Origin of the sequence: Streptomyces sp. V1I1 (genome assembly GCF_030817355.1) — a bacterium.
In the GTDB taxonomy this organism is placed as follows: domain Bacteria; phylum Actinomycetota; class Actinomycetes; order Streptomycetales; family Streptomycetaceae; genus Streptomyces.
Window position 1 is genome coordinate 6,020,564 of sequence record NZ_JAUSZH010000001.1, and the last position, 17,982, is coordinate 6,038,545.

A 17,982-nucleotide genomic window follows, 5' to 3' on the forward strand; every position below is an offset into this window, starting at 1 on the left:
CGTCCGGCTGACGTCCGGCGAGGGGCAGTCCGAAGTGTGCGTGTTCTGTCACAGCGTCCCCACCTGGCCCGTTACGAGGAACCCCGTGCGCAGCCCTGTCGTCATCGAGGCAGAACGGCCGTCCGGCGACGGCGAGGAAACACCTCCCATCGCCTAGTGTCGACGGCGAGGCGTGACGGCAAGGCAGTGAGGACAGCTCCATGGCGCAGGCGTACAAGACGGAGACCGCCAACGGCACCAACGGCAGCCCCGAGGCCGGGCGGACCGGAGCACGGGTCCGGAGCCTGCTCCAGCGCTGGCGAGGCGACCGCGGCGACCGCGGCATCTGGCGGCGCGGCGTCGTCCTCGCCTGCTTCGCCGTCTTCATCGCCCTGTTGATGATCCTGCACGCGCAGATCCCCAACCGGATCGGCAACTTGGGCAGCCTCACCGAGACGTTCCTGCCGTGGCTCGGCGTGTTCATCCCGGTGATCCTCGTCGTCGCCGTGCTGCGGCGCTCGGCCACCGCGCTGGTCGCCCTGCTGCTCCCTGCCGTTGTATGGCTCAACCTCTTCGGCGGGCTGTTGTTCAACGACAAGTCGGGCGTAGGCGGCGATCTGACCGTCGCCACGCACAACGTCAACGCCGGCAACCCCGACCCGGTGGGCACCGCCAAGCAGGTCGCCGCCTCGGGCGCGGACGTGGTCGCGTTGCAGGAGCTGCCGGTCGGTCAGGTCTCCACGTACGAACAGGCACTGGCAGGGACGTACAAGTACCACGCGGTGGAGGGCACGGTCGGGCTCTGGAGCAAGTACCCGATGACCGACACCGCGCCGGTGGACATCCAGTTGGGCTGGACACGCGCCCTGCGCTCCACCGTGCAGACGCCGAAGGGTGCGGTCGCGTTCTACGTCGCGCACATGCCGTCCGTACGCGTCAAGCTCAACGCCGGCTTCACCGCCAGCCAGCGCGACAACAGCGCCGACGCGCTGGGCGAGGCCATCGCCCGCGAGCGGGTCGGCAAGGTCGTGCTGCTCGGCGACCTCAACGGCACGATGAACGACCGCTCCCTGAACGCGGTCACCTCCCAGATGCGCTCCACGCAGGGCGCGGCGGGCGACGGCTTCGGCTTCAGCTGGCCCGCGTCGTTCCCGATGGCGCGCATTGACCAGATCATGGTGAGGGGCGTCGAGCCGGTCTCGTCCTGGACGCTGCCGCAGACGGACAGCGACCACTTGCCGATCGCGGCGCGCATCAGGATGTGACCTTTCCCCGACCCTCCCCTTCCCGAACTGGGGGTGCCGGGCAAATCAAGCCCCTCCGGCGATTGAGGAGCGGGGGTCTGGGGGCGGAGCCCCCAGTTATGTGACGGCAACCACCCGTTCACCCGTGGGAACAATCCGCGTGCGAGCATTTGTTTCGAAGGAGAACTAACTTCGAAAGGCACCTCCATGCCCCTCGCGCTGCTCGCGCTGCGCCGTATCCGCCTTCGGCATCGGCACCACCGAGTTCGTGATGATGGGCCTGCTGCCCAATGTCGCCGACGACCTGAACACCTCCGTCCCCACGGCCGGCCACCTCGTATCGGCGTACGCGATCGGCGTCGTCATCGGCGCCCCGCTGCTCACCGCCCTCGGCTCCCGCGTCCCGCGCAAGCGGATGCTCCTGCTGCTGATGGCGCTGTTCACGGTCGGCAACCTCGCATCCGCCCTCGCTCCCGGCTTCGGCTGGCTGATCGCGGGCCGCGTGCTCGCCGGGCTGCCGCACGGCGCCTTCTTCGGTGTCGGCGCGGTCGTCGCGGCGCGGCTGGTCGCGGACGGGCGGCAGGCGCGCGCGGTGGCCACGATGTTCCTCGGCCTCACGGTCGCCAACATCGTCGGCGTACCGGCCGCCACTCTCCTCGGCCAGCACCTCGGCTGGCGCGCCACCTTCCTCGTCGTCACGGTGATCGGCCTGGTCGCCATGGCCGCGCTCGCCCGGCTCATTCCGTACGTACCCGTCGACGCGCACCAGAGCGTGGGCCGCGAGTTGCGCGCACTCGGCAACCGACAGGTCCTCCTCGGCCTGCTCACCGCGGTCTTCGGCTTCGCCGGCGTCTTCGCGGTGTACTCCTACCTCGCCTCCATGACGACCGAGGTGATGGGCTTCGGCGAATCCTCCGTGACCCTGGTCCTCGCCCTCTTCGGCATCGGCATGACGCTCGGCGCGCTCGCCGCCGGCCCGCTGACCGACCGGGCGCTGCGCCCCACGCTGTACGGCTCACTGGCCGCGCTCGCGCTGGTGCTGGTGGCCTTCCGGTTCACCGTGCACATCCAGTGGGCGGCCCTGCTGACGGTCGTGGTGCTCGGCGCGGTCGGCTTCATGACCACCACACCGCTCCAGATGCTGGTCATGAAGAAGGCGCAGGACGCCCCGACGCTGGCCTCCGCCTCCAACCACTCGGCCTTCAACCTCGCCAACGCGGGCGGCGCCTGGCTCGGCGGCGCGGCCATCGCGGCCGGCTGGGGCTGGAGCTCCCCGGCTCTGGTCGGCGCGGTCCTCGCGGCCGCCGGTCTGGCGATCGCGGTGACGGCGGGCCTGCTGGACCGTACGGGAACGGGGGCCTCCCGCGTGATCGCCGCAGGAAGCCCCCGTACCGCGGAGCAGCAGGTCAGTGCGTCGTCGTCTCCCGCCAGCGGTTCGTGATCGGCAGCCGCCGGTCCTTGCCGAAGCCCTTCGCCGAGATCTTGGTGCCCGGCGGGTACTGGCGCCGCTTGTACTCCGCCGTGTCCACCATCCGCAGCGTCTTCGCCACCAGCTCCTCGTCGAAGCCGGCCGCGACGATCGCGTCCTTGCCCCGGTCCTGGTCGACGTACAGCTCCAGGATCCGGTCCAGTACGTCGTAGTCCGGCAGCGAGTCGGTGTCGACCTGGCCGGGGCGAAGCTCCGCGCTCGGCGGCTTGGTGATGGACGCCTCCGGGATCGGCGGGGTCTGGCCGCGCTCATCGGCGGCGCGGTTGCGCCACTTCGCAAGCCGGAAGACCGTCGTCTTGTAGACGTCCTTGATCGGCCCGTACGCGCCGACGGAGTCGCCGTACAGCGTCGAATAGCCCACCGCCAGCTCGGACTTGTTGCCCGGCGCGAGCACGATGTGGCCCTCCTGGTTGGAGAGCGCCATCAGCGTGGTGCCGCGCAGCCGCGACTGGAGGTTCTCCTCGGCGAGACCGGTCAGGCCGAGCGAGCTCATGTACGCGTCGAACATCGGCTCGATCGGCACGGTACGGAAGTTGAGCCCGGTACGCCGGGCCAGCTCGGCCGCGTCGCCCTTGGAGTGGTCGGACGAATACTTCGACGGCATGGAGACGCCGTACACGTTCTGCGCGCCCAGCGCGTCGCAGGCGATCGCGGCGACGAGCGCGGAGTCGATGCCGCCGGACAGCCCTATCAGCACCGAACGGAAGCCGTTCTTGGCGGCGTACGCGCGCAGGCCCACGACCAGCGCGGAGTAGACCTCCTCGTCGTCGTCGAGCCGGTCGGCGTAGCCGCCGGACAGCTCGGCCTCGTACGCGGGCAGCGGCTCCTCGGAGATGACGACGCGCTCGATGCGCAGCCCGTCGTCGACCACTCCGGTCGGCGGCTCGGCGGAAGCCGCGGGCAGCTCCAGGTCGAGGACGACGCTGCCCTCCGCGAACTGCGGGGCGCGCGCGACGACTTCACCGGCGGAGTCGACGACGATCGAGTCGCCGTCGAAGACCAGCTCGTCCTGTCCGCCGATCATCGCGAGGTACGCGGTGGTGCAGCCGGCCTCCTGGGCGCGCTTGCGAACCAGGTCCAGGCGGGTGTCGTCCTTCTCGCGCTCGTACGGCGAGGCGTTGATGGAGACGAGCAGTCCGGCCCCGGCGGACCGGGTGGCCGGGACGCGGCCGCCGTCCTGCCAGAGGTCCTCGCAGATCGCCAGCGCCACGTCGACGCCGTGCACGCGGATCACCGGCAGGGTGTCGCCCGGCACGAAGTAGCGGAACTCGTCGAAGACGCCGTAGTTGGGCAGATGGTGCTTGGCGAAGCTCAGCACCACCTCGCCGCGGTGCAGCACGGCGGCTGCGTTCTGCGGCGCGCCGGCGGGCTGGCCGTAGCGGGGCTGGGCCCGCTCGGAACGGTCGAGGTAGCCGACGATGACCGGCAGCTCGCCGAACCCTTCGTCGTCCAGCCGCACGGCGAGCGCGCGCAGGGCGGCCCGGGACGCGTCCACGAAGGACGACCGCAGTGCCAGGTCTTCCACGGGGTAGCCGGTCAGCACCATCTCGGGGAAGGCGACGAGATGCGCCCCCTGCTCGGCGGAGTGCCGGGTCCAGTGCACGATCGCCTCGGCGTTGCCGGAGAGATCGCCGACGGTCGAGTCGATCTGATTCAGAGCGAGGCGTAGTTGAGGCACGCGGCCCAGTGTAATCGTCTGTCTGACGCGATGTCCTGGCGGGGAGGTGTGGGGCGCCCCACGTCCCCAGGGACTACTCGCGGTAGGCGACGGTCGTCATCATCCCGGACTCCGAGTGGTAGATGTTGTGGCAGTGCAGCATCCACAGGCCCGGATTGTCCGCGTCGAAGTCCACGGTCACTTTGCGGTGCGGCAGGACGGCCGCCGTGTCCTTGCGGGCGCCGGACCCGTTGATGCCCGCCAGGGCGAAGGTGTGGCCGTGCAGATGGATGGGATGCCACATATCCGTGGCGTTGATGAACACCATGCGGACCCGCTCGCCGTCGCGGACCGAATAGAGCCGGTCCGGGGAGTAGGGCTCGTCGTCGAAGGCCCAGTCGTACTTCTCCATCCCACCGGTCAGCTTGATGCGCATGATGCGGTCCGGCCTGCGCCGGGAGAAGGCCACGGACTCGTCGGGTTCGAGGCGGGCGGCCGACTTCAGCACTTTCCGGTCCAGCTCCGCCGGACGCACGGACGGCGCGGGGAGCTCCCCTCCGCCGGTGCGCAGGACGGCCATCGACGAGGCCTTCTTGCCCTCGGCGAGCGCGGTGAGCGGAAAGACTCCGTCCTCGGCCGTGACCAGCACGTCGTACCGCTCGCCCATGGCCACGAGCAGGGCATCGGTCTCGGTGGGGAGGACGGGGAAGCCGTCGGTGTGGGTGACCGTCAGCCTGTGGCCGCCGAGCGCCACCCGGAAGGCCGTCTCACCCCCGGCGTTGATGATGCGCAGCCGGATGCGGTCGCCGGGCTTGGCGATGAACTGTGAAGGGTCGTCCGGCGTACGCCCGTTGATCAGGTAGTGCGGGTAGGCGACATCGCCCGCCTCACCGCCGAGCAGGTTGCTCTTGGTGCCCCTCAGCAACCGGGGCGGGCCGGACGGGCGGGACTCCGGCGACGGCGATCCCGATGCCGTCGCCGTTGCCGACCCGGACGGTGTGCTACTTCCGTGGCCGTGGTGCCCGCTGCCGTGGCCCATGCCTTTGCGGAGTTCGGCGAGCACCGAGTCCGGCGTGGAGCCGTCGATCCCGTCCACCCAGTCGTCCAGGAGGACTACCCACTCCTTGTCGTACGACAGCGGCTCCTTCGGGTCCTCCACGATCAGCGGGGCGTACATACCGCGGTCCAGCTGCACACCCGAGTGCGGATGGAACCAGTACGTGCCGGGGTGGGCGGCCACGAAGCGGTACGTGAACTCCGCGCCCGGGCGGATCGGCTGCTGCGTGACACCCGGCACCCCGTCCATGTCGTTGCGCATTGAGATGCCGTGGCAGTGCAGCGAGGTGTCCTGCGGCAGGTTGTTGGCGAGGGTGAGCGCGAGGGTTTCACCGGCCGTGAGCCGCACCTCCTGGCCCGGCAGCCGGTCTCCGTACGCCCACGACTTGACCGTCCGGCCGCCGCCGAGCTCCAGCGGGGTGGCCGTGGCGGTCAGCTTGAAGCTGCGGACAGGGCCGGAGCCTCGCGCCTCCTCGTACCCGAGGACTTCCGGGCCGTCGGGGGCGACATAGCCCTCCGGGGTGTCGGGGGCGACATAGTCCTGCGGCGTCGCCGTCGGAGTGCTGCCCCCGTGGTTCATCGATCCGTGGCCGGTGCCCGACGAGTCGGAGCAGGCGGCCAGAACTCCCGCACCGGCGGCGGCGATTGCTGCGCCGAGCACGGCGCGACGCGTGTGGTGAGCGCGCATGGCTGAATGCACCTCGTGGTGTGTGGTGATGCGTGGCAGATGGGCGCGTCTGCTGCTTCTGGTACACCGCTCGGAGCGGGGAGGTTCCCAGGCAGCCGGGGCGCACTTCTAGATCCGCAGCACCGACAGCCTGGCGAGGAGGGTCTTGCGGGGAAGCGGGTTGGGCCAGAGCGCACGGAGTATCCGGGCGTGCCAGGCCGCGAGCAGAGCGACGGGGTCGGTCCGCAGTAGCCCCGCGGTCAGCAGGACGAGGGTGAAGGTGTCCAGCACGGCGAGGTACAGGGTCATCCGGTCCGCGCCAATGCCCGGCAACTCCGGTCCGGTGTTCGGCAGGCCCGCGGGGCCGGCGGTGTGGTCGCCCCCAGGGGGCGTCATGTCCACCGCCGAAGTCGAGACGGTGTGCTCCACCGCGGAGGACGGCACTATGTGCTCCCGCGCACCGTGCTCCTGCGCACCGCCACCGTGACCCGGCACCGGGAGTCCCACCGTGTGCATCGTGGCGATCCCGAACAGCAGCGCCACGAACAGCAGCAGCTGTCCGAACCGCGCACGCCGACCGATGACCATGGCCCGCAGACTACCCACACCCGGTATATGTCGACATGCGACCCGCCCTTATGAGCCCACAATGTGCGGAAGTGTCCGCGCCGCCCCCGCGCCATCTGGTCACTGGGGGGCCGGGCAACGGCTCCAAGTGCTCTTCGTGGCAGGCTGACCGCCGGTGCTCGCGCTGTCCCTGGCGCGGGAGGGGGCGAAGGAGCGACGGGTGACCTTTGTACGAGTGGGAGGCGTGCCGCACCATGTGGTCGTCGAAGGCAGCGGCCCGGTCTGCGTACTGAGCGCCGGGCTCGCGATGAGCTGGTTCGACTGGGACCCCGTGGTGCCGCTGCTCGCCCCGCACCTCACCGTCGTCCGCTTCGACCGCCCGGGTCACGGGCTGAGTGGCCCGGGCGCCGTGCCGCCGTCCGCCGCCGGGGAGGGCCATCGCATCGCGGGCGTACTGGACGCGCTCGGCCTGGACGGGCCGGCCGTCGTCGTCGGGCACTCGATCGCCGGGTTCCACGCGGAGGCATTCGCCCGCCTGCACCCCGCCCGTACCGCGGCTGTCGTGCTCGTCGACTCCAGCGTCGAGGAGCACGCGCGCGTGCCCGCCGCGCCCGCGGTCCGTACGGCGGTGGCACGCGGTGTCGGTGCCGCCCTGTCCGCCGTGGGCGTGCCCGCCGCGCTCGGACCGCTCACCCGTCGCGCCGTGGTCCGCCTCTCCCGCACCGCCGGCGGCGACCCGGCCCCCGCCGCCCTCGTACGCCGCTGCTACGCCACGTCCCGGGTGCTGCAGGGCGCGCTCCTGGAGAACACCCACTACGTCGCGGTCGCCGCCGAACTCCTCGCCCTGCGTGAGCGCCACGCCCTGCCGGATACCCCCGTCGCGGTGCTCGCCGCGGCAGCCGGCGGAGAACGCTGGATCGAACGGCAGCGCGCACTGGCCTGGCAGCTCGGCGCCCGCTTCGAGGCGGTCGCGCCGGCGGGCCATCTGATGATGCTGGACCGCCCGGACGCGGTGGCCCGGGCGATTCTCGACCTGCCAGGGGCCGGCGGTGACGGGCAAGCACTACGAGAGGTCCGGGCAGGCTCCGGTACTCCTCAGCGGTGGGCGTAGACCCGCTCGACCCACTCGGCGATCTGCTCGTCGCTCAGATGCTGGGCCAGATCGGCCTCGCTGATCATGCCTACCAGCCGCTTGTTCTCGATCACCGGGAGCCGGCGGATCTGGTGGCCCTCCATCTCATTCAGCACCAAGTCCACGTCGGCGCCCGCCTCGATCCAGCGCGGCGTGCCCTTGGCCATTTCGCCCGCGGTGATCTGTGCGGGGTCGTGTCCCACGGCCACACAGCCGACCACGATGTCGCGGTCGGTGAGTATGCCGCAGAGCCGTTCGTCGGCGTCGGCTATGGGCAGCGCGCCCACATTCAGTTCGCGCATCAGCTGCGCCGCACGGTCGAGGGTCTCGTGCGCGGGGATCCACTGAGCCCCGGGGTGCATGATGTCTTTGGCGGTGGTCATGGGTTCTACCTCCTGCGTCCGGTATGCCCCCCAGCGCACCCATTGTCGTTGGGCCGTTCGGAGTACGCGACCGCTGCGACGCGAGGACGAGCCGAGGACGAGGCGAGGACGACGGGGGGCCGACGCGAAGACGGCCCGAAGACGTGGAAGGAGCCCTGAGAGTGGCACTGCTGACCCTGAGGATCACCGGCCGCGAGCTGCCCGGCAGCGCGTGCGGCGAATACCGCCACATTCACGTAGGTACGCAGCGCGGCAGGGAGCCCGACCAGCTGGTGCCGGCCGACGCGGCCGAGGCGGTCTTCGAGATCCCCGTCGAGACGATCACCGCGTCCGACGGCACGGCCGACTTCCGCGGCCCGTACGTCCAGGGGCGGCGGGGTGAGCGCTTCGTCTATCTGACCTGGGGCGAGCTGCCGCCGGGCGGTGAGTTCACGATGTTCCGGCGGGCCAAGCTCTTCCTCGCAGACCTGCCCGACGATGCCCTGTCCGGCGGTGCGGTCGAGACCGGGCTCGGGCTGACGGACGGGCAGGGCATGCCGCTCTGCGCGGCCGTCCGTCCGCCCCGGATCAGCTGGCGGCCGACCGGGGCGGACGCCTGATACGAGATCAGGCGAGGTGCTCTGGTGCTCAGGTGCTCAGGTGCGGGCTTCAGCGCCCCGCTTGCGCAGCAGGTCGACCATCAGACCGACCTCCGAGCGCTGGGCGTCCACCATCCCCTGGGCGAGACTCCGCTCCGTATCGACGGTGCAGAGCTTCACACAGCCCTCGGCCATGGTGATCCCGCCGTTGTGGTGGCTGATCATCAGCTGGAGATACTCGATCTCGGCCTGCTTGCCACTGGCTTTGCCGAGCCGCTGAAGGTCCGCTTTTGTCGCCATGCCCGGCATCAGCGAGCCGTCCTTGGCCTGATGCCCGGCGCTGTGTCCGGAGTGCGCGCCGTGCTCGTCCTTCTGTATCCAGGCCATCGGCTCGCTGTCCGCGGAGACCTTGGGCAGACCCCACAGATCAAGCCAGCCCAGCATCATGCCGCGCTGGTTGGCCTGGGTGTTGGCGATGTCGTACGCGAGCCGTCGCACCTCGTCGTCCTGCGTACGGTCCCGCACGATGAAGGACATCTCCACCGCCTGCTGATGGTGGACCGCCATGTCGCGCGCGAAGCCCGCGTCCGCCGAAGCCGCCGTCGGCGTCGGCGGACGGGACTTGGCGTCTTCGCCGCCGCCCGCGGAGGCCACCGTGGCGGCGCCCGCGAAGAGCAGAGCGAGCACGACCGCCGTGATCGCCGCCCAGTGCGTACGGGTCGGACGGGTCACTGAGCGCCCAGCCCGCCCGTGCACGCCGCACCCGGCTCCGGCGTCTGCGCGCCCTGCACGTACTTGGTGAAGAACTGGCTCACGCGCGGGTCGTCCGCGCTGTCGACGGTGAGCTGCTTGCCCCAGGCACTCAGCATGATCGCGCCGGCTTGGTCCTTGACCGGGCTCATCAGCGAGTACGTCGTCTTCTTCACCTTCTCGCTCAGCTTGGTCACGTCTGCGGCCGGAGCCTTGTCGTTGTACGTCACCCAGACCGCGCCGTGCTCCAGCGAGTGCACGGCGTTCATGTCGGGGACCGGCTCCTTGTAGACGTCGCCGTTGCAGTTCATCCACACCTGGTTGTGGTCGCCGCCGACCGGCGGCTTCATCGGGTAGCTGACCGCCTTGTCGACGTGTTTGCGGCCGAGCTTCTTCGCGTCCCAGGTCTTCTCACCGGTGACGGGAGCCTTGGCCTCGGCGACCTTCTGCTCCTTCTTTTCCGACTCCTTGTTGAGTACGAAGACGCCGAAGCCGACGAGACCGGCCACGACGACACCGCTGACGGCGATCGTGATGATGCGGCCGCGGCGCTCACGGGCCTGTTCGGCGCGGCGCATCTGCTCTATTCGGGCCCGGCGGTCGTTGTTGCGGGAAGCCATGGTGGTGTCGTCCTTCGTGAAGTCTGCGGTGATCAAGGGGCTGGGGGGAGGCGGGGCCTGCTACGTCCGCAGCACTTGAAGAACGTGAAGGCCCGGGGCGCGCGGCAGCGCCTCCGAGCGGGGCAGCCGGGAGGCGGGCGGCGGGGGGCCGAGGTGCGGGGGCTGCGCCCACGCATCGAGCGGGGCGTCCAGCGGCGGCGCGGTGAGCACAGCGGGCCTGACCAGCGGCAGCAGCCCGCAGGCGCCCCTGTCGTACGGGCAGGAGTACGCGGTCTCGACGTCCGAGGCGGAGGTCGCGGATGTCGCTGAGACCGCGTAGGTCGCGCGTATGTGGTGCGGGCCGGACGGGGTCGCGGCCGGGCTCGTACAGAGGAAGAGCGCGCCGAGGAGCGTCGCCACGGCACTGAGCAGCGCCATAGGACGCGCGGTGCGCGCGATGTGGTTGAGCCGCGAACCCCCCATGGCCGCAGATCGTAGTGTGCGGGTGCGCCCGGCACCTCATACGGGGCCGGTAATCGCTGGGAAACGCCCGTAAGCAAGCTATCTGGGGACCTCAGGGTCGTCTCAGGGCACGACCTGACCCACAATGGGCTCAGCCGGTACAGCGGCCATTGGACGGGGCACGCAACGCGCCTGAAACTCGTGGGTGGCATGCTCGTACGAAGCAGGCGGCTTGACCAGCAAGGATGGGTGGAAATGGATAAGCAGCAGGAGTTTGTGCTCCGTACGCTCGAGGAGCGCGACATCCGCTTCGTGCGCCTGTGGTTCACCGATGTGCTCGGCTTCCTGAAGTCGGTCGCGGTGGCTCCCGCCGAGCTGGAGCAGGCTTTCGACGAAGGGATCGGCTTCGACGGCTCCGCGATCGAGGGCTTCGCGCGGGTCTACGAATCCGACATGATCGCCAAGCCGGATCCCAGCACCTTCCAGATCCTGCCGTGGCGAGCGGAGGCCCCCGGCACGGCCCGGATGTTCTGCGACATCCTCATGCCCGACGGCTCCCCGTCCTTCGCGGACCCGCGCTTCGTCCTCAAGCGCATCCTGGCCAAGACCTCGGACCTGGGCTTCACCTTCTACACCCACCCCGAGATCGAGTTCTTCCTGCTGAAGAACAAGCCGCTGGACGGCACACGCCCCACCCCCGCGGACAACTCCGGCTACTTCGATCACACCCCGCAGAACGTCGGCATGGACTTCCGCCGGCAGGCGATCACCATGCTCGAATCGATGGGCATCTCGGTGGAGTTCAGCCACCACGAGGGCGCGCCGGGCCAGCAGGAGATCGACCTGCGGTACGCGGACGCGCTCTCCACGGCCGACAACATCATGACGTTCCGCCTGGTGATGAAGCAGGTCGCGCTGGAACAGGGTGTCCAGGCGACGTTCATGCCGAAGCCCTTCAGCGAGCACCCCGGCTCCGGGATGCACACCCACCTCTCCCTCTTCGAGGGCGACCGGAACGCCTTCTACGAGTCGGGCGCGGAGTACCAGCTCTCCAAGGTCGGCCGCTCCTTCATCGCGGGCCTGCTCACCCACGCCGCGGAGATCTCGGCCGTGACGAACCAGTGGGTCAACTCCTACAAGCGCATCTGGGGCGGCTCGGCCCGCAGCGCGGGCGCGGGCGGCGAGGCCCCTTCGTACATCTGCTGGGGCCACAACAACCGCTCGGCGCTGATCCGCGTCCCGATGTACAAGCCGGGCAAGACGGGCTCCGCGCGCGTCGAGGTCCGCTCGATCGACTCCGGCGCCAACCCGTATCTGACGTACGCGGTGCTGCTGGCGGCGGGCCTGAAGGGCATCGAGGAGGGCTACGAACTCCCGGCCGGCGCGGACGACGACGTGTGGGCGCTCTCGGACGCCGAACGCCGGGCGATGGGGATCGAGCCTCTGCCGCAGAACCTCGGCGAGGCGATCGCGCTGATGGAGCGCAGCGAGCTGGTGGCCGAGACGCTCGGCGAGCATGTCTTCGACTTCTTCCTGCGCAACAAGAAGCAGGAGTGGGAGGAGTACCGCAGCGAGGTCACGGCCTTCGAGCTGCGGAAGAACCTGCCGGTGCTGTAACCGGGCGTACGCAGCGGACGGCCGGGCCCGACAGGGGCCCGGCCGTCCGTGCGGATGCGAAGCGCGTGGTGTGCGGTGACCCTGGAGGTGTGGGGGCCCATGCGCGAGGAGGATGACCGAATGTCCATGATGGACAAGCTCAAGAGCATGCTCAAGGGCCACGAGTCGCACGCCGACAAGGGCGTCGACAAGGGTGGTGACTATGTCGACGACAAGACCCAGAGCAAGTACACCGGTCAGGTCGACACCGGCCAGGACAAGCTCAAGGAGCAGTACGGCTCGGACCGCCGGGAAGAGCCGCCCCAACCCTGACCGTGATGCGGTCTCGGATCACCTCATGCGGCGGCTGAGGGCGCGGACGCGTTGGTCCCGCGTTCCCGGCCGCCGGTGTCTGTGTGGCCGGGGGTGCGCCATGCCTACGCCCGCCGATCTTCAGCCGCTCTAGCCGCTCTGACTGGGGCGCAGCACCTCGTACAGCGGCTTTGTGGCGCGTACGCGATACTCCTGCACCGCCCAGGCATTGCCGTCCGGGTCCGCGAAATGCATGAAGGTCCCGCCGTCGCCCGGTGCGATCTCGACGGGGTCGGAGACGTCCACGCCGCGTTCGACGAGCTCGGCGTGGGCAGCCTTGATGTCCGCGACGACGAGCTGAAGTCCGGCGTAGGAGCCGGGCTTCGGGCCGCCGTCCGGGCCTCCGATGCCCTCACCGATGACGATCGAGCACCCGGAGCCGGGAGGCGTCAGCTGGACGATGCGCATGTCTGCGGTGACCCGTTTGTCGACGTCGACCTTGAAGCCGAGCTTGTCGCGGTAGAAGTCCCTGGCCCGGTCCACGTCCGAGACGGGGACCACGACCACTTCGAGCGTCCAGTCCATGCCGGTGCCTCCTGGGCGGTCAGCGGTTGACTGTGTGCGTCACGAAGTCTGCCCATGCCTCCGGGGCGAAGGCGAGCTGTGGGCCGGTTGTGTTCTTGGAGTCGCGTACGTGGATGGTGCTGGGGGTGCCTGCTACCTCGACGCAGTCGGACCCGGCTTCGCCTGTGCTGTAGCTGCTCTTGAACCAAGCCAACTCGGGCTCGATGTTCATGTCTCTCCCCGCACTTTCTCGATGAGGGCCAGCGACTCCCGTGGCGTGAGAGCCTGCGCTCGGATGCTTCCATACTGCATCTCCAGGAACTGCACCTCCCTCGGCTCGGAGATCAGGCGCGTGAAGTGCAGCACCTCCGCATACCCCAGCGTCGCACCGCTCCGGAGCTTGAAGATCCGGAACCCGCCGGTCAGACCGGCATGTTCCTCGCGGTCGGTCGGCATCACCTGGATCTCGACGTTCCGGAACTGCCCGACCTCCAACAGTCGTTCGAGCTGGCGTCGCTGCACCATTCTGCCGCCGACGGGTCGGCGTAGCGTCACCTCGTCCTGAACGAAGCTGAAGACAGGCAGGGTCTTCGTCTTGTCGATGATGTCCTGGCGTGCCATCCGGGCACCTACCTCGCGTTCGATGACGTCCTCGGTGTACAAGGGCCGTCTCATGCGGAACAGAGCTCGCGCGTAGTCCTCGGTCTGCAACAGCCCGTGGATCACCCCGCTGTTGAACGCGCCGAGCTCGACCGCCTCCGACTCCACCTTCGCCAGGTCCCGGATCTTCTTCGGATACCTGGCCTCCTCCACGTCCCTCTGCATCGCGGCGATCTTGCCGCCCGCCCCCAGGACGTCATCCGTCCTGACCAGGAACGCCTCCTTCGGTGCCTGGCGTCCGCGCTCCACCGACGAGACCTGTTCCTCGCTGTACCCGATGGCCGTTCCCAGTTCCGCCTGCCGAAGCCCCGCCGCCTCCCGCCACGCCTTGAGCTGGCGGCCGACCGCCCTGAGGACCGCCCCGCTCTCGTCGTCCCAACTCTGCTGCTCCGTACCGTCGTCCATGCCGCCCTCCTCCGCGCTCCCGCACTGCCCGGGCCGACCCTGACCCGGCCCGGACAGTAACGCTGCGTACCGACGTCGTTGCTGTTCAGAGTAGGTGCGGGTGGCCACGCTGAGTGATGTGAACCAAGAAATCACCCGAACTGCGACATCTGTACGCCACTTCACCGTGCTGCTCTCGCCCACGCGCCGGGGCGCGCGATAACGCGCCTTCGTGCGCCCAGTCCCTCGTCCCCACGTCCGGCATCCGGCACATCAACCGCCGCCACCCGGACCGCTTCACCGTGGTCGGAAACCACCTCGCCCAGCACGGCGAACTCTCCCTCGCCGCCATCGGGTTGGCCGTGCACATCCAGTCGCTGCCCACCGGGGCGAAGGTCTCCATCAAGGCGCTCGCCGAACGCTGCCCCGAGGGCGAGGTCCGCATCGCCGCCCCCCTCCGTGAGCTGGAGGCGCACGGCTATCTCGTTCGTACGCGGGAGCGCCTGCCGTCGGGCCAGGTGATTACGCGTACGGTCTCGTACAACAACCCCCTTGCTGCGGGCCCGAGTTCATCCCCGCCGGAGCCGGAGCCGGAGCCGGAGCCACCGCTCCCCGCGCGGGCTGCTCCCGTACTGCCGCTGCCCTCGCCGGTCGCCGGCGACCTTCTCGCAGCCTTACGGGGCGAAGACCCCGCCTCCTCCTCGCGGAACGAGACATCCGCCGCCTCGCCCCGTACGTCGCCGCCTGGCTGGAGCGCGGCATCGAGCCCGACACCTCGTACGCCGCACCCTCACCGCCGCGCTCCCCGTGGGCCCGATCCACCACCCGGCGGCGTTGCTGGCCCACCGCCTCACCGAACTGCTTCCCCCACCGCTCCCCGCGAGCGTCGAGCCTCCGCGCCCGGACCCGCTCCAGAACTGCGACCGCTGCGACCGCGCCTTCCGCGCCCCGGACCCGGGATGCTGCCCCGCCTGCACCGCACGCGTTGCTGCGGCCTAGCAGGTACACAACCTGTACCTTGAAGGTATGGCTTTGAAGCGCACCAACGTCTACGCCGACGACAGCGACCTTGCTCTGATCAAGGACGCTGCCGCCCGCCTGGGTGTCCCGGAGGCCGAGATCATCCGCGAGGGCATCCATCGCATCGCCCTGGCCCATCGCGTCTGGGACGAGCCCTTCGTCACCGACGAGGAGACCTTTGACCTGGGTGAGCCCGTCACCAGGGACGACATTCGCGCGGCAGTGACCGACGGCCGCGAGGCACGGGAACGCCGCAACCGGGGGCACGCGGCGTGATCGCCATCGCCGACACCTCTGGGCTCCTCACCCTCTTCAACCGCTCCGACCCGGCCCACCAGGAGGCCAGGAAGGCCGCTGATCGGTGCGGCTTCCTCGTCGCCACCCCCCTGGCCCTGACTGAGGTGCATCAGGTGGCCACCAGCCGCGCCGGGCGTGCCGCCGCCGATGGAATCCTTCGCTCACTGACCTCTCGCGTCCGGCGGATGCGGCTGGTTTTGGCCGCGACGACCCCCGAGATCCTCGAAGCCGCTCTGTCGGTACGTGCCCGGTACGAAACTCTCGACCTCGACCTGGTGGACGCGGTGAACGTCGGCCTGGCCGCCGAGTACGACACGGATGCCGTCCTGACCCGGGACATTCGCGACTTCCGGACCGTCAGGCCGCTGGGCGGCAGATACTCCCACTTCCGGATCCTGCCCGACGACGCATAGCGTGCCCAGTCGTTGGGCTCAGCGGTCGGCCAGTGGTGCCGGGGCCTGGTGGACCACCCAGCCGTTGCCGTCGGGGTCCTTGAGTGCAGTCAAGATCCCCGAAGGCCACGGGGGCAGATCAGCCCCATCTCCTGGTTCAGGGACCTCGGCGGGGCCGTAGCCCGGCCGGCGGCTCACCGGATGCCGCCCCGCTGGGGAACCGGCAAGGTGGCTCCAGCAGGACTTTCCCGCACAGACGAGGGCCCACTGAGGCGCGACGCCACGGATGCCGAGCCGGCGAGGGCTGCCGAAATCTGTTCGGCGACGAGGGAAGTCCTGGCCGCATCGTATTGTTGGTGGATACACCTACATCCGTATCGAGGAGCCATGGTGCACTCAAACGCTGAACACCCCGCCGATGTCGTCGCCCGGCTGCGTGCCACCTTCCGCACCGGGCGTACCAAGCCGCTCTCCTGGCGTAGGGAGCAGCTGATCGGCCTGCGGACCATGCTGACCGAGCACAGTCAGGAATTCGCCGCCGCGCTCCGTGCGGACCTGGGCAAGAGCGAGCGCGAGGTGTTCCGTACCGAGATCGGCTCCACCGTGGGCGAGATCGACAACACCCTGGAACACCTGGAGGAGTGGCTGCGGCCCGAGCCCGCCAAGGTTCCCGAACGTCTCCGTACGGCGACGGCATGGACGGTGCATGACCCGTTGGGTGTCGTACTGGTCATCGCGCCGTGGAACTATCCGGCGCACCTGCTGCTGGCGCCGGTGGTCGGCGCGCTCGCCGCGGGCAACTGCGTCGTCGCCAAGCCGAGCGAGCTGGCTCCGGCCACCTCCCGGGTCATCGCCGAGCTCCTGCCGCAGTTCGTCGACAGCGACGCGCTGGCCGTGGTGGAAGGTGCCGTCCCGGAGACCACCGCCCTGCTGGAGCAGCACCTCGACCACATCTTCTACACCGGCAACGGAACCGTGGGCCGCATCGTGATGCGCGCGGCCGCCGAGCACCTCACCCCGGTGACGCTGGAACTCGGCGGGAAGTCGCCCGCATTCGTCGACCAGGGCACGGACCTGCAGACGGTGGCCTCCCGGCTCGTGGCCACGAAGTTCCTCAACGCGGGGCAGACCTGCGTAGCCCCGGACTATGTGCTCACCGACCCGGTGACCGCGAGCAAGCTCGAGGACGCCTTGGAGACGGCTGTGCAGCAGACGTACGGCGACGATCCGGCTGCCTCGCCCGAATACGGCCGGATCGTCAACGAACGGCACTTCGACCGGCTGACCGGCCTCCTCGGCTCGGGCCGTCCGGTCGTCGGGGGCGAGCACGACCGCGCGAGCCGCTACCTCGCCCCGACCGTACTGGCGGGAGTGGCGCCGGACTCCCCGGTCATGTCCGAGGAGATCTTCGGCCCGATTCTGCCGATCGTGGAGATCGCCGGCCTCGACGAGGCCATCGCGTTCATCAACGATCGGGACAAGCCGCTGGCGCTGTACGCGTTCACGGAATCCGCCACAACCCGCGACCGGTTGCTGGCGGAGACCTCCTCGGGCGGCGTCGGGTTCGGCCTCCCGCTGGCTCATCTCACGGTGTCCGATCTGCCTTTCGGAGGTGTCGGCGAGAGCGGCATGGGCAACTACCACGGCCGCTACTCGCTGGAGACGTTCAGCCACCGCAAGGCTGTGCTGGACATGCCGCTCGGCTGAATCGCCCGGCACCCGCTCAGCGGTCGGCCAGTGGTGCCGGGGCCTGCTGGACCACCCAGCCGTTGCCGTCGGGGTCCCTGAAGAACATGAACGAGTTCCAGGTGTCGCCGCTGCCGTCCTCCCAGCCGTTCGCGCCCAGGTGCTGGACGTTGCTGACCTCCACGCCGCGGTCGGACAGTTCGGCGTGGGCCGTGTGGATGTCCGTCACGCACAGCTGGAGGCCCTGGAGCGAGCCGGGCTCCATTTCGTGCTGGCCCGGGGCGGGGGGCATGCCCGCGATAAGGGCGATCGAACAGCGGGAGCCCGGTGGGGTCAGCTGGATGATGCGGGTGTCGTCGGTGATGCGGGTGTCGGTGTCGACCTTGAATCCGCAGTTGTCCTCGTAGAAGCTTTTCGCCTGGTCCAGGTCCGAAACCGGAACGGTGACGACTTCGAGCGTCCATTCCATCGGTGCTGCTCCCTCTCCCTGTTCGAATCACCGTGCGAA

19 protein-coding genes and 3 pseudogenes are annotated in these 17,982 nt (G+C 69.6%); 11 read left to right on the top strand and 11 right to left on the bottom strand.

Annotated features, from left to right (window positions below; translation table 11 throughout):
* Positions 1-200 precede the first annotated feature (200 nt).
* Positions 201-1,244 carry an endonuclease/exonuclease/phosphatase family protein gene (locus tag QFZ67_RS28225; protein WP_307663862.1) on the top strand — a complete coding sequence of 348 codons (1,044 nt, stop codon included), beginning with the start codon at positions 201-203 and terminating at the stop codon, positions 1,242-1,244.
* Positions 1,245-1,430: 186 nt separating this feature from the next.
* Positions 1,431-2,664: pseudogene (locus tag QFZ67_RS28230) on the top strand (MFS transporter).
* Here QFZ67_RS28230 and QFZ67_RS28235 read toward each other — a convergent pair.
* The 3 genes from QFZ67_RS28235 to QFZ67_RS28245 all read right to left on the bottom strand — a co-directional run bounded on the left by QFZ67_RS28235 (position 2,630) and on the right by QFZ67_RS28245 (position 6,680).
* Positions 2,630-4,390: an NAD+ synthase gene (locus QFZ67_RS28235; protein ID WP_307663863.1), complete on the bottom strand. Its 1,761-nt coding sequence runs from the start codon at positions 4,388-4,390 to the stop codon at positions 2,630-2,632. The pseudogene QFZ67_RS28230 and the gene QFZ67_RS28235 sit on opposite strands and share 35 nt — an antisense overlap.
* A gap of 73 nt (positions 4,391-4,463) precedes the next feature.
* Positions 4,464-6,113, bottom strand: a complete 1,650-nt coding sequence (locus QFZ67_RS28240; RefSeq protein WP_307663864.1) for a multicopper oxidase family protein — start codon at positions 6,111-6,113, stop codon at positions 4,464-4,466.
* Between the two features lie 108 nt (positions 6,114-6,221).
* Positions 6,222-6,680, bottom strand: a complete 459-nt coding sequence (locus tag QFZ67_RS28245) for a hypothetical protein (protein WP_307663865.1) — start codon at positions 6,678-6,680, stop codon at positions 6,222-6,224.
* A 199-nt stretch (positions 6,681-6,879) separates the two neighbouring features.
* On the opposite strand from QFZ67_RS28245, the gene QFZ67_RS28250 reads away from it, so the two are divergent.
* Entirely contained in the window at positions 6,880-7,770 is an 891-nt protein-coding gene (locus QFZ67_RS28250; protein ID WP_307663866.1) for an alpha/beta fold hydrolase, read from the top strand.
* Here the strand turns inward: QFZ67_RS28250 and QFZ67_RS28255 are convergent.
* The gene (locus tag QFZ67_RS28255) at positions 7,755-8,174 is read right to left on the bottom strand and encodes a CBS domain-containing protein (protein WP_307663867.1); all 420 of its coding nucleotides are present in this window, start codon (positions 8,172-8,174) and stop codon (positions 7,755-7,757) included. The genes QFZ67_RS28250 and QFZ67_RS28255 overlap by 16 nt on opposite strands.
* Positions 8,175-8,335: 161 nt before the next feature.
* On the opposite strand from QFZ67_RS28255, the gene QFZ67_RS28260 reads away from it, so the two are divergent.
* Positions 8,336-8,773: a DUF5990 family protein gene (locus QFZ67_RS28260; protein ID WP_307663868.1), complete on the top strand. Its 438-nt coding sequence runs from the start codon at positions 8,336-8,338 to the stop codon at positions 8,771-8,773.
* Positions 8,774-8,809: 36 nt separating this feature from the next.
* Here QFZ67_RS28260 and QFZ67_RS28265 read toward each other — a convergent pair whose 3' ends face one another.
* The 3 genes from QFZ67_RS28265 to QFZ67_RS28275 are packed head-to-tail and all read right to left on the bottom strand — an operon-like array spanning position 8,810 to position 10,584.
* Positions 8,810-9,484, bottom strand: coding sequence for a DUF305 domain-containing protein (locus QFZ67_RS28265; protein WP_307663869.1), 675 nt, complete (start codon positions 9,482-9,484; stop codon positions 8,810-8,812).
* A complete protein-coding gene (locus QFZ67_RS28270) occupies positions 9,481-10,122 on the bottom strand; it encodes a DUF3105 domain-containing protein (RefSeq protein WP_307665995.1) in 642 nt (213 codons plus the stop codon). Before QFZ67_RS28270 ends, QFZ67_RS28265 begins: the two co-directional genes overlap by 4 nt.
* Positions 10,123-10,182: 60 nt before the next feature.
* The gene (locus tag QFZ67_RS28275; RefSeq protein ID WP_307663870.1) at positions 10,183-10,584 is read right to left on the bottom strand and encodes a hypothetical protein; all 402 of its coding nucleotides are present in this window, start codon (positions 10,582-10,584) and stop codon (positions 10,183-10,185) included.
* Positions 10,585-10,818: 234 nt separating this feature from the next.
* Here QFZ67_RS28275 and glnA point away from each other — a divergent pair, with 234 nt between their 5' ends.
* Both glnA and QFZ67_RS28285 read left to right on the top strand, forming a co-directional pair.
* Complete coding sequence (gene glnA, locus QFZ67_RS28280) at positions 10,819-12,180, top strand: type I glutamate--ammonia ligase (RefSeq protein WP_307663871.1); 1,362 nt, start codon at positions 10,819-10,821, stop codon at positions 12,178-12,180.
* A gap of 120 nt (positions 12,181-12,300) precedes the next feature.
* Positions 12,301-12,492 (top strand): antitoxin, encoded by a 192-nt coding sequence (locus QFZ67_RS28285; RefSeq protein ID WP_307665996.1) that lies wholly within the window; start codon positions 12,301-12,303, stop codon positions 12,490-12,492.
* 129 nt (positions 12,493-12,621) lie between these two features.
* Here the strand turns inward: QFZ67_RS28285 and QFZ67_RS28290 are convergent, their stop codons facing one another.
* The 3 genes from QFZ67_RS28290 to QFZ67_RS28300 are packed head-to-tail and all read right to left on the bottom strand — an operon-like array spanning position 12,622 to position 14,100.
* The gene (locus QFZ67_RS28290; protein ID WP_307663872.1) at positions 12,622-13,056 is read right to left on the bottom strand and encodes a VOC family protein; all 435 of its coding nucleotides are present in this window, start codon (positions 13,054-13,056) and stop codon (positions 12,622-12,624) included.
* A 19-nt stretch (positions 13,057-13,075) separates the two neighbouring features.
* Positions 13,076-13,267, bottom strand: a complete 192-nt coding sequence (locus QFZ67_RS28295) for a DUF397 domain-containing protein (RefSeq protein WP_307663873.1) — start codon at positions 13,265-13,267, stop codon at positions 13,076-13,078.
* Positions 13,264-14,100: a helix-turn-helix transcriptional regulator gene (locus QFZ67_RS28300; protein ID WP_307663874.1), complete on the bottom strand. Its 837-nt coding sequence runs from the start codon at positions 14,098-14,100 to the stop codon at positions 13,264-13,266. The genes QFZ67_RS28295 and QFZ67_RS28300 overlap by 4 nt, the downstream gene beginning before the upstream one ends.
* Before the next feature lie 118 nt (positions 14,101-14,218).
* Between QFZ67_RS28300 and QFZ67_RS28305 the strand changes: the two are divergent.
* The 5 genes and pseudogenes from QFZ67_RS28305 to QFZ67_RS28325 form a co-directional block, all read left to right on the top strand.
* Positions 14,219-14,299, top strand: a pseudogene (locus QFZ67_RS28305) (ATP-binding protein); the annotation flags it as partial.
* A gap of 52 nt (positions 14,300-14,351) precedes the next feature.
* Positions 14,352-15,078: pseudogene (locus QFZ67_RS28310) on the top strand (helix-turn-helix domain-containing protein).
* Positions 15,079-15,105: 27 nt separating this feature from the next.
* Positions 15,106-15,375 carry a hypothetical protein gene (locus tag QFZ67_RS28315; RefSeq protein ID WP_307663875.1) on the top strand — a complete coding sequence of 90 codons (270 nt, stop codon included), beginning with the start codon at positions 15,106-15,108 and terminating at the stop codon, positions 15,373-15,375.
* A complete protein-coding gene (locus tag QFZ67_RS28320; RefSeq protein ID WP_307663876.1) occupies positions 15,372-15,809 on the top strand; it encodes a type II toxin-antitoxin system VapC family toxin in 438 nt (145 codons plus the stop codon). Before QFZ67_RS28315 ends, QFZ67_RS28320 begins: the two co-directional genes overlap by 4 nt.
* Before the next feature lie 366 nt (positions 15,810-16,175).
* A complete protein-coding gene (locus tag QFZ67_RS28325; RefSeq protein ID WP_307663877.1) occupies positions 16,176-17,495 on the top strand; it encodes an aldehyde dehydrogenase family protein in 1,320 nt (439 codons plus the stop codon).
* Between the two features lie 16 nt (positions 17,496-17,511).
* Here QFZ67_RS28325 and QFZ67_RS28330 read toward each other — a convergent pair whose 3' ends face one another.
* On the bottom strand, positions 17,512-17,943 hold the full coding sequence (locus QFZ67_RS28330; RefSeq protein ID WP_307663878.1) for a VOC family protein: 432 nt from the start codon (positions 17,941-17,943) through the stop codon (positions 17,512-17,514).
* Between the last annotated feature and the right edge of the window lie 39 nt (positions 17,944-17,982).

What these genes read in the sequence shown, in the direction of transcription:
- QFZ67_RS28245 (WP_307663865.1), bottom strand. Translation starts at nt 6,680, where the DNA reads ATGGTCATCGGTCGGCGTGCGCGGTTCGGACAGCTGCTGCTGTTCGTG.
- QFZ67_RS28240 (WP_307663864.1), bottom strand. Translation starts at nt 6,113, where the DNA reads ATGCGCGCTCACCACACGCGTCGCGCCGTGCTCGGCGCAGCAATCGCC.
- QFZ67_RS28285 (WP_307665996.1), top strand. Translation starts at nt 12,301, where the DNA reads ATGTCCATGATGGACAAGCTCAAGAGCATGCTCAAGGGCCACGAGTCG.
- QFZ67_RS28255 (WP_307663867.1), bottom strand. Translation starts at nt 8,174, where the DNA reads ATGACCACCGCCAAAGACATCATGCACCCCGGGGCTCAGTGGATCCCC.
- QFZ67_RS28225 (WP_307663862.1), top strand. Translation starts at nt 201, where the DNA reads ATGGCGCAGGCGTACAAGACGGAGACCGCCAACGGCACCAACGGCAGC.
- QFZ67_RS28325 (WP_307663877.1), top strand. Translation starts at nt 16,176, where the DNA reads ATGGTGCACTCAAACGCTGAACACCCCGCCGATGTCGTCGCCCGGCTG.
- QFZ67_RS28275 (WP_307663870.1), bottom strand. Translation starts at nt 10,584, where the DNA reads ATGGGGGGTTCGCGGCTCAACCACATCGCGCGCACCGCGCGTCCTATG.
- QFZ67_RS28300 (WP_307663874.1), bottom strand. Translation starts at nt 14,100, where the DNA reads ATGGACGACGGTACGGAGCAGCAGAGTTGGGACGACGAGAGCGGGGCG.
- glnA (WP_307663871.1), top strand. Translation starts at nt 10,819, where the DNA reads ATGGATAAGCAGCAGGAGTTTGTGCTCCGTACGCTCGAGGAGCGCGAC.
- QFZ67_RS28315 (WP_307663875.1), top strand. Translation starts at nt 15,106, where the DNA reads ATGGCTTTGAAGCGCACCAACGTCTACGCCGACGACAGCGACCTTGCT.
- QFZ67_RS28295 (WP_307663873.1), bottom strand. Translation starts at nt 13,267, where the DNA reads ATGAACATCGAGCCCGAGTTGGCTTGGTTCAAGAGCAGCTACAGCACA.
- QFZ67_RS28290 (WP_307663872.1), bottom strand. Translation starts at nt 13,056, where the DNA reads ATGGACTGGACGCTCGAAGTGGTCGTGGTCCCCGTCTCGGACGTGGAC.
- QFZ67_RS28270 (WP_307665995.1), bottom strand. Translation starts at nt 10,122, where the DNA reads ATGGCTTCCCGCAACAACGACCGCCGGGCCCGAATAGAGCAGATGCGC.
- QFZ67_RS28330 (WP_307663878.1), bottom strand. Translation starts at nt 17,943, where the DNA reads ATGGAATGGACGCTCGAAGTCGTCACCGTTCCGGTTTCGGACCTGGAC.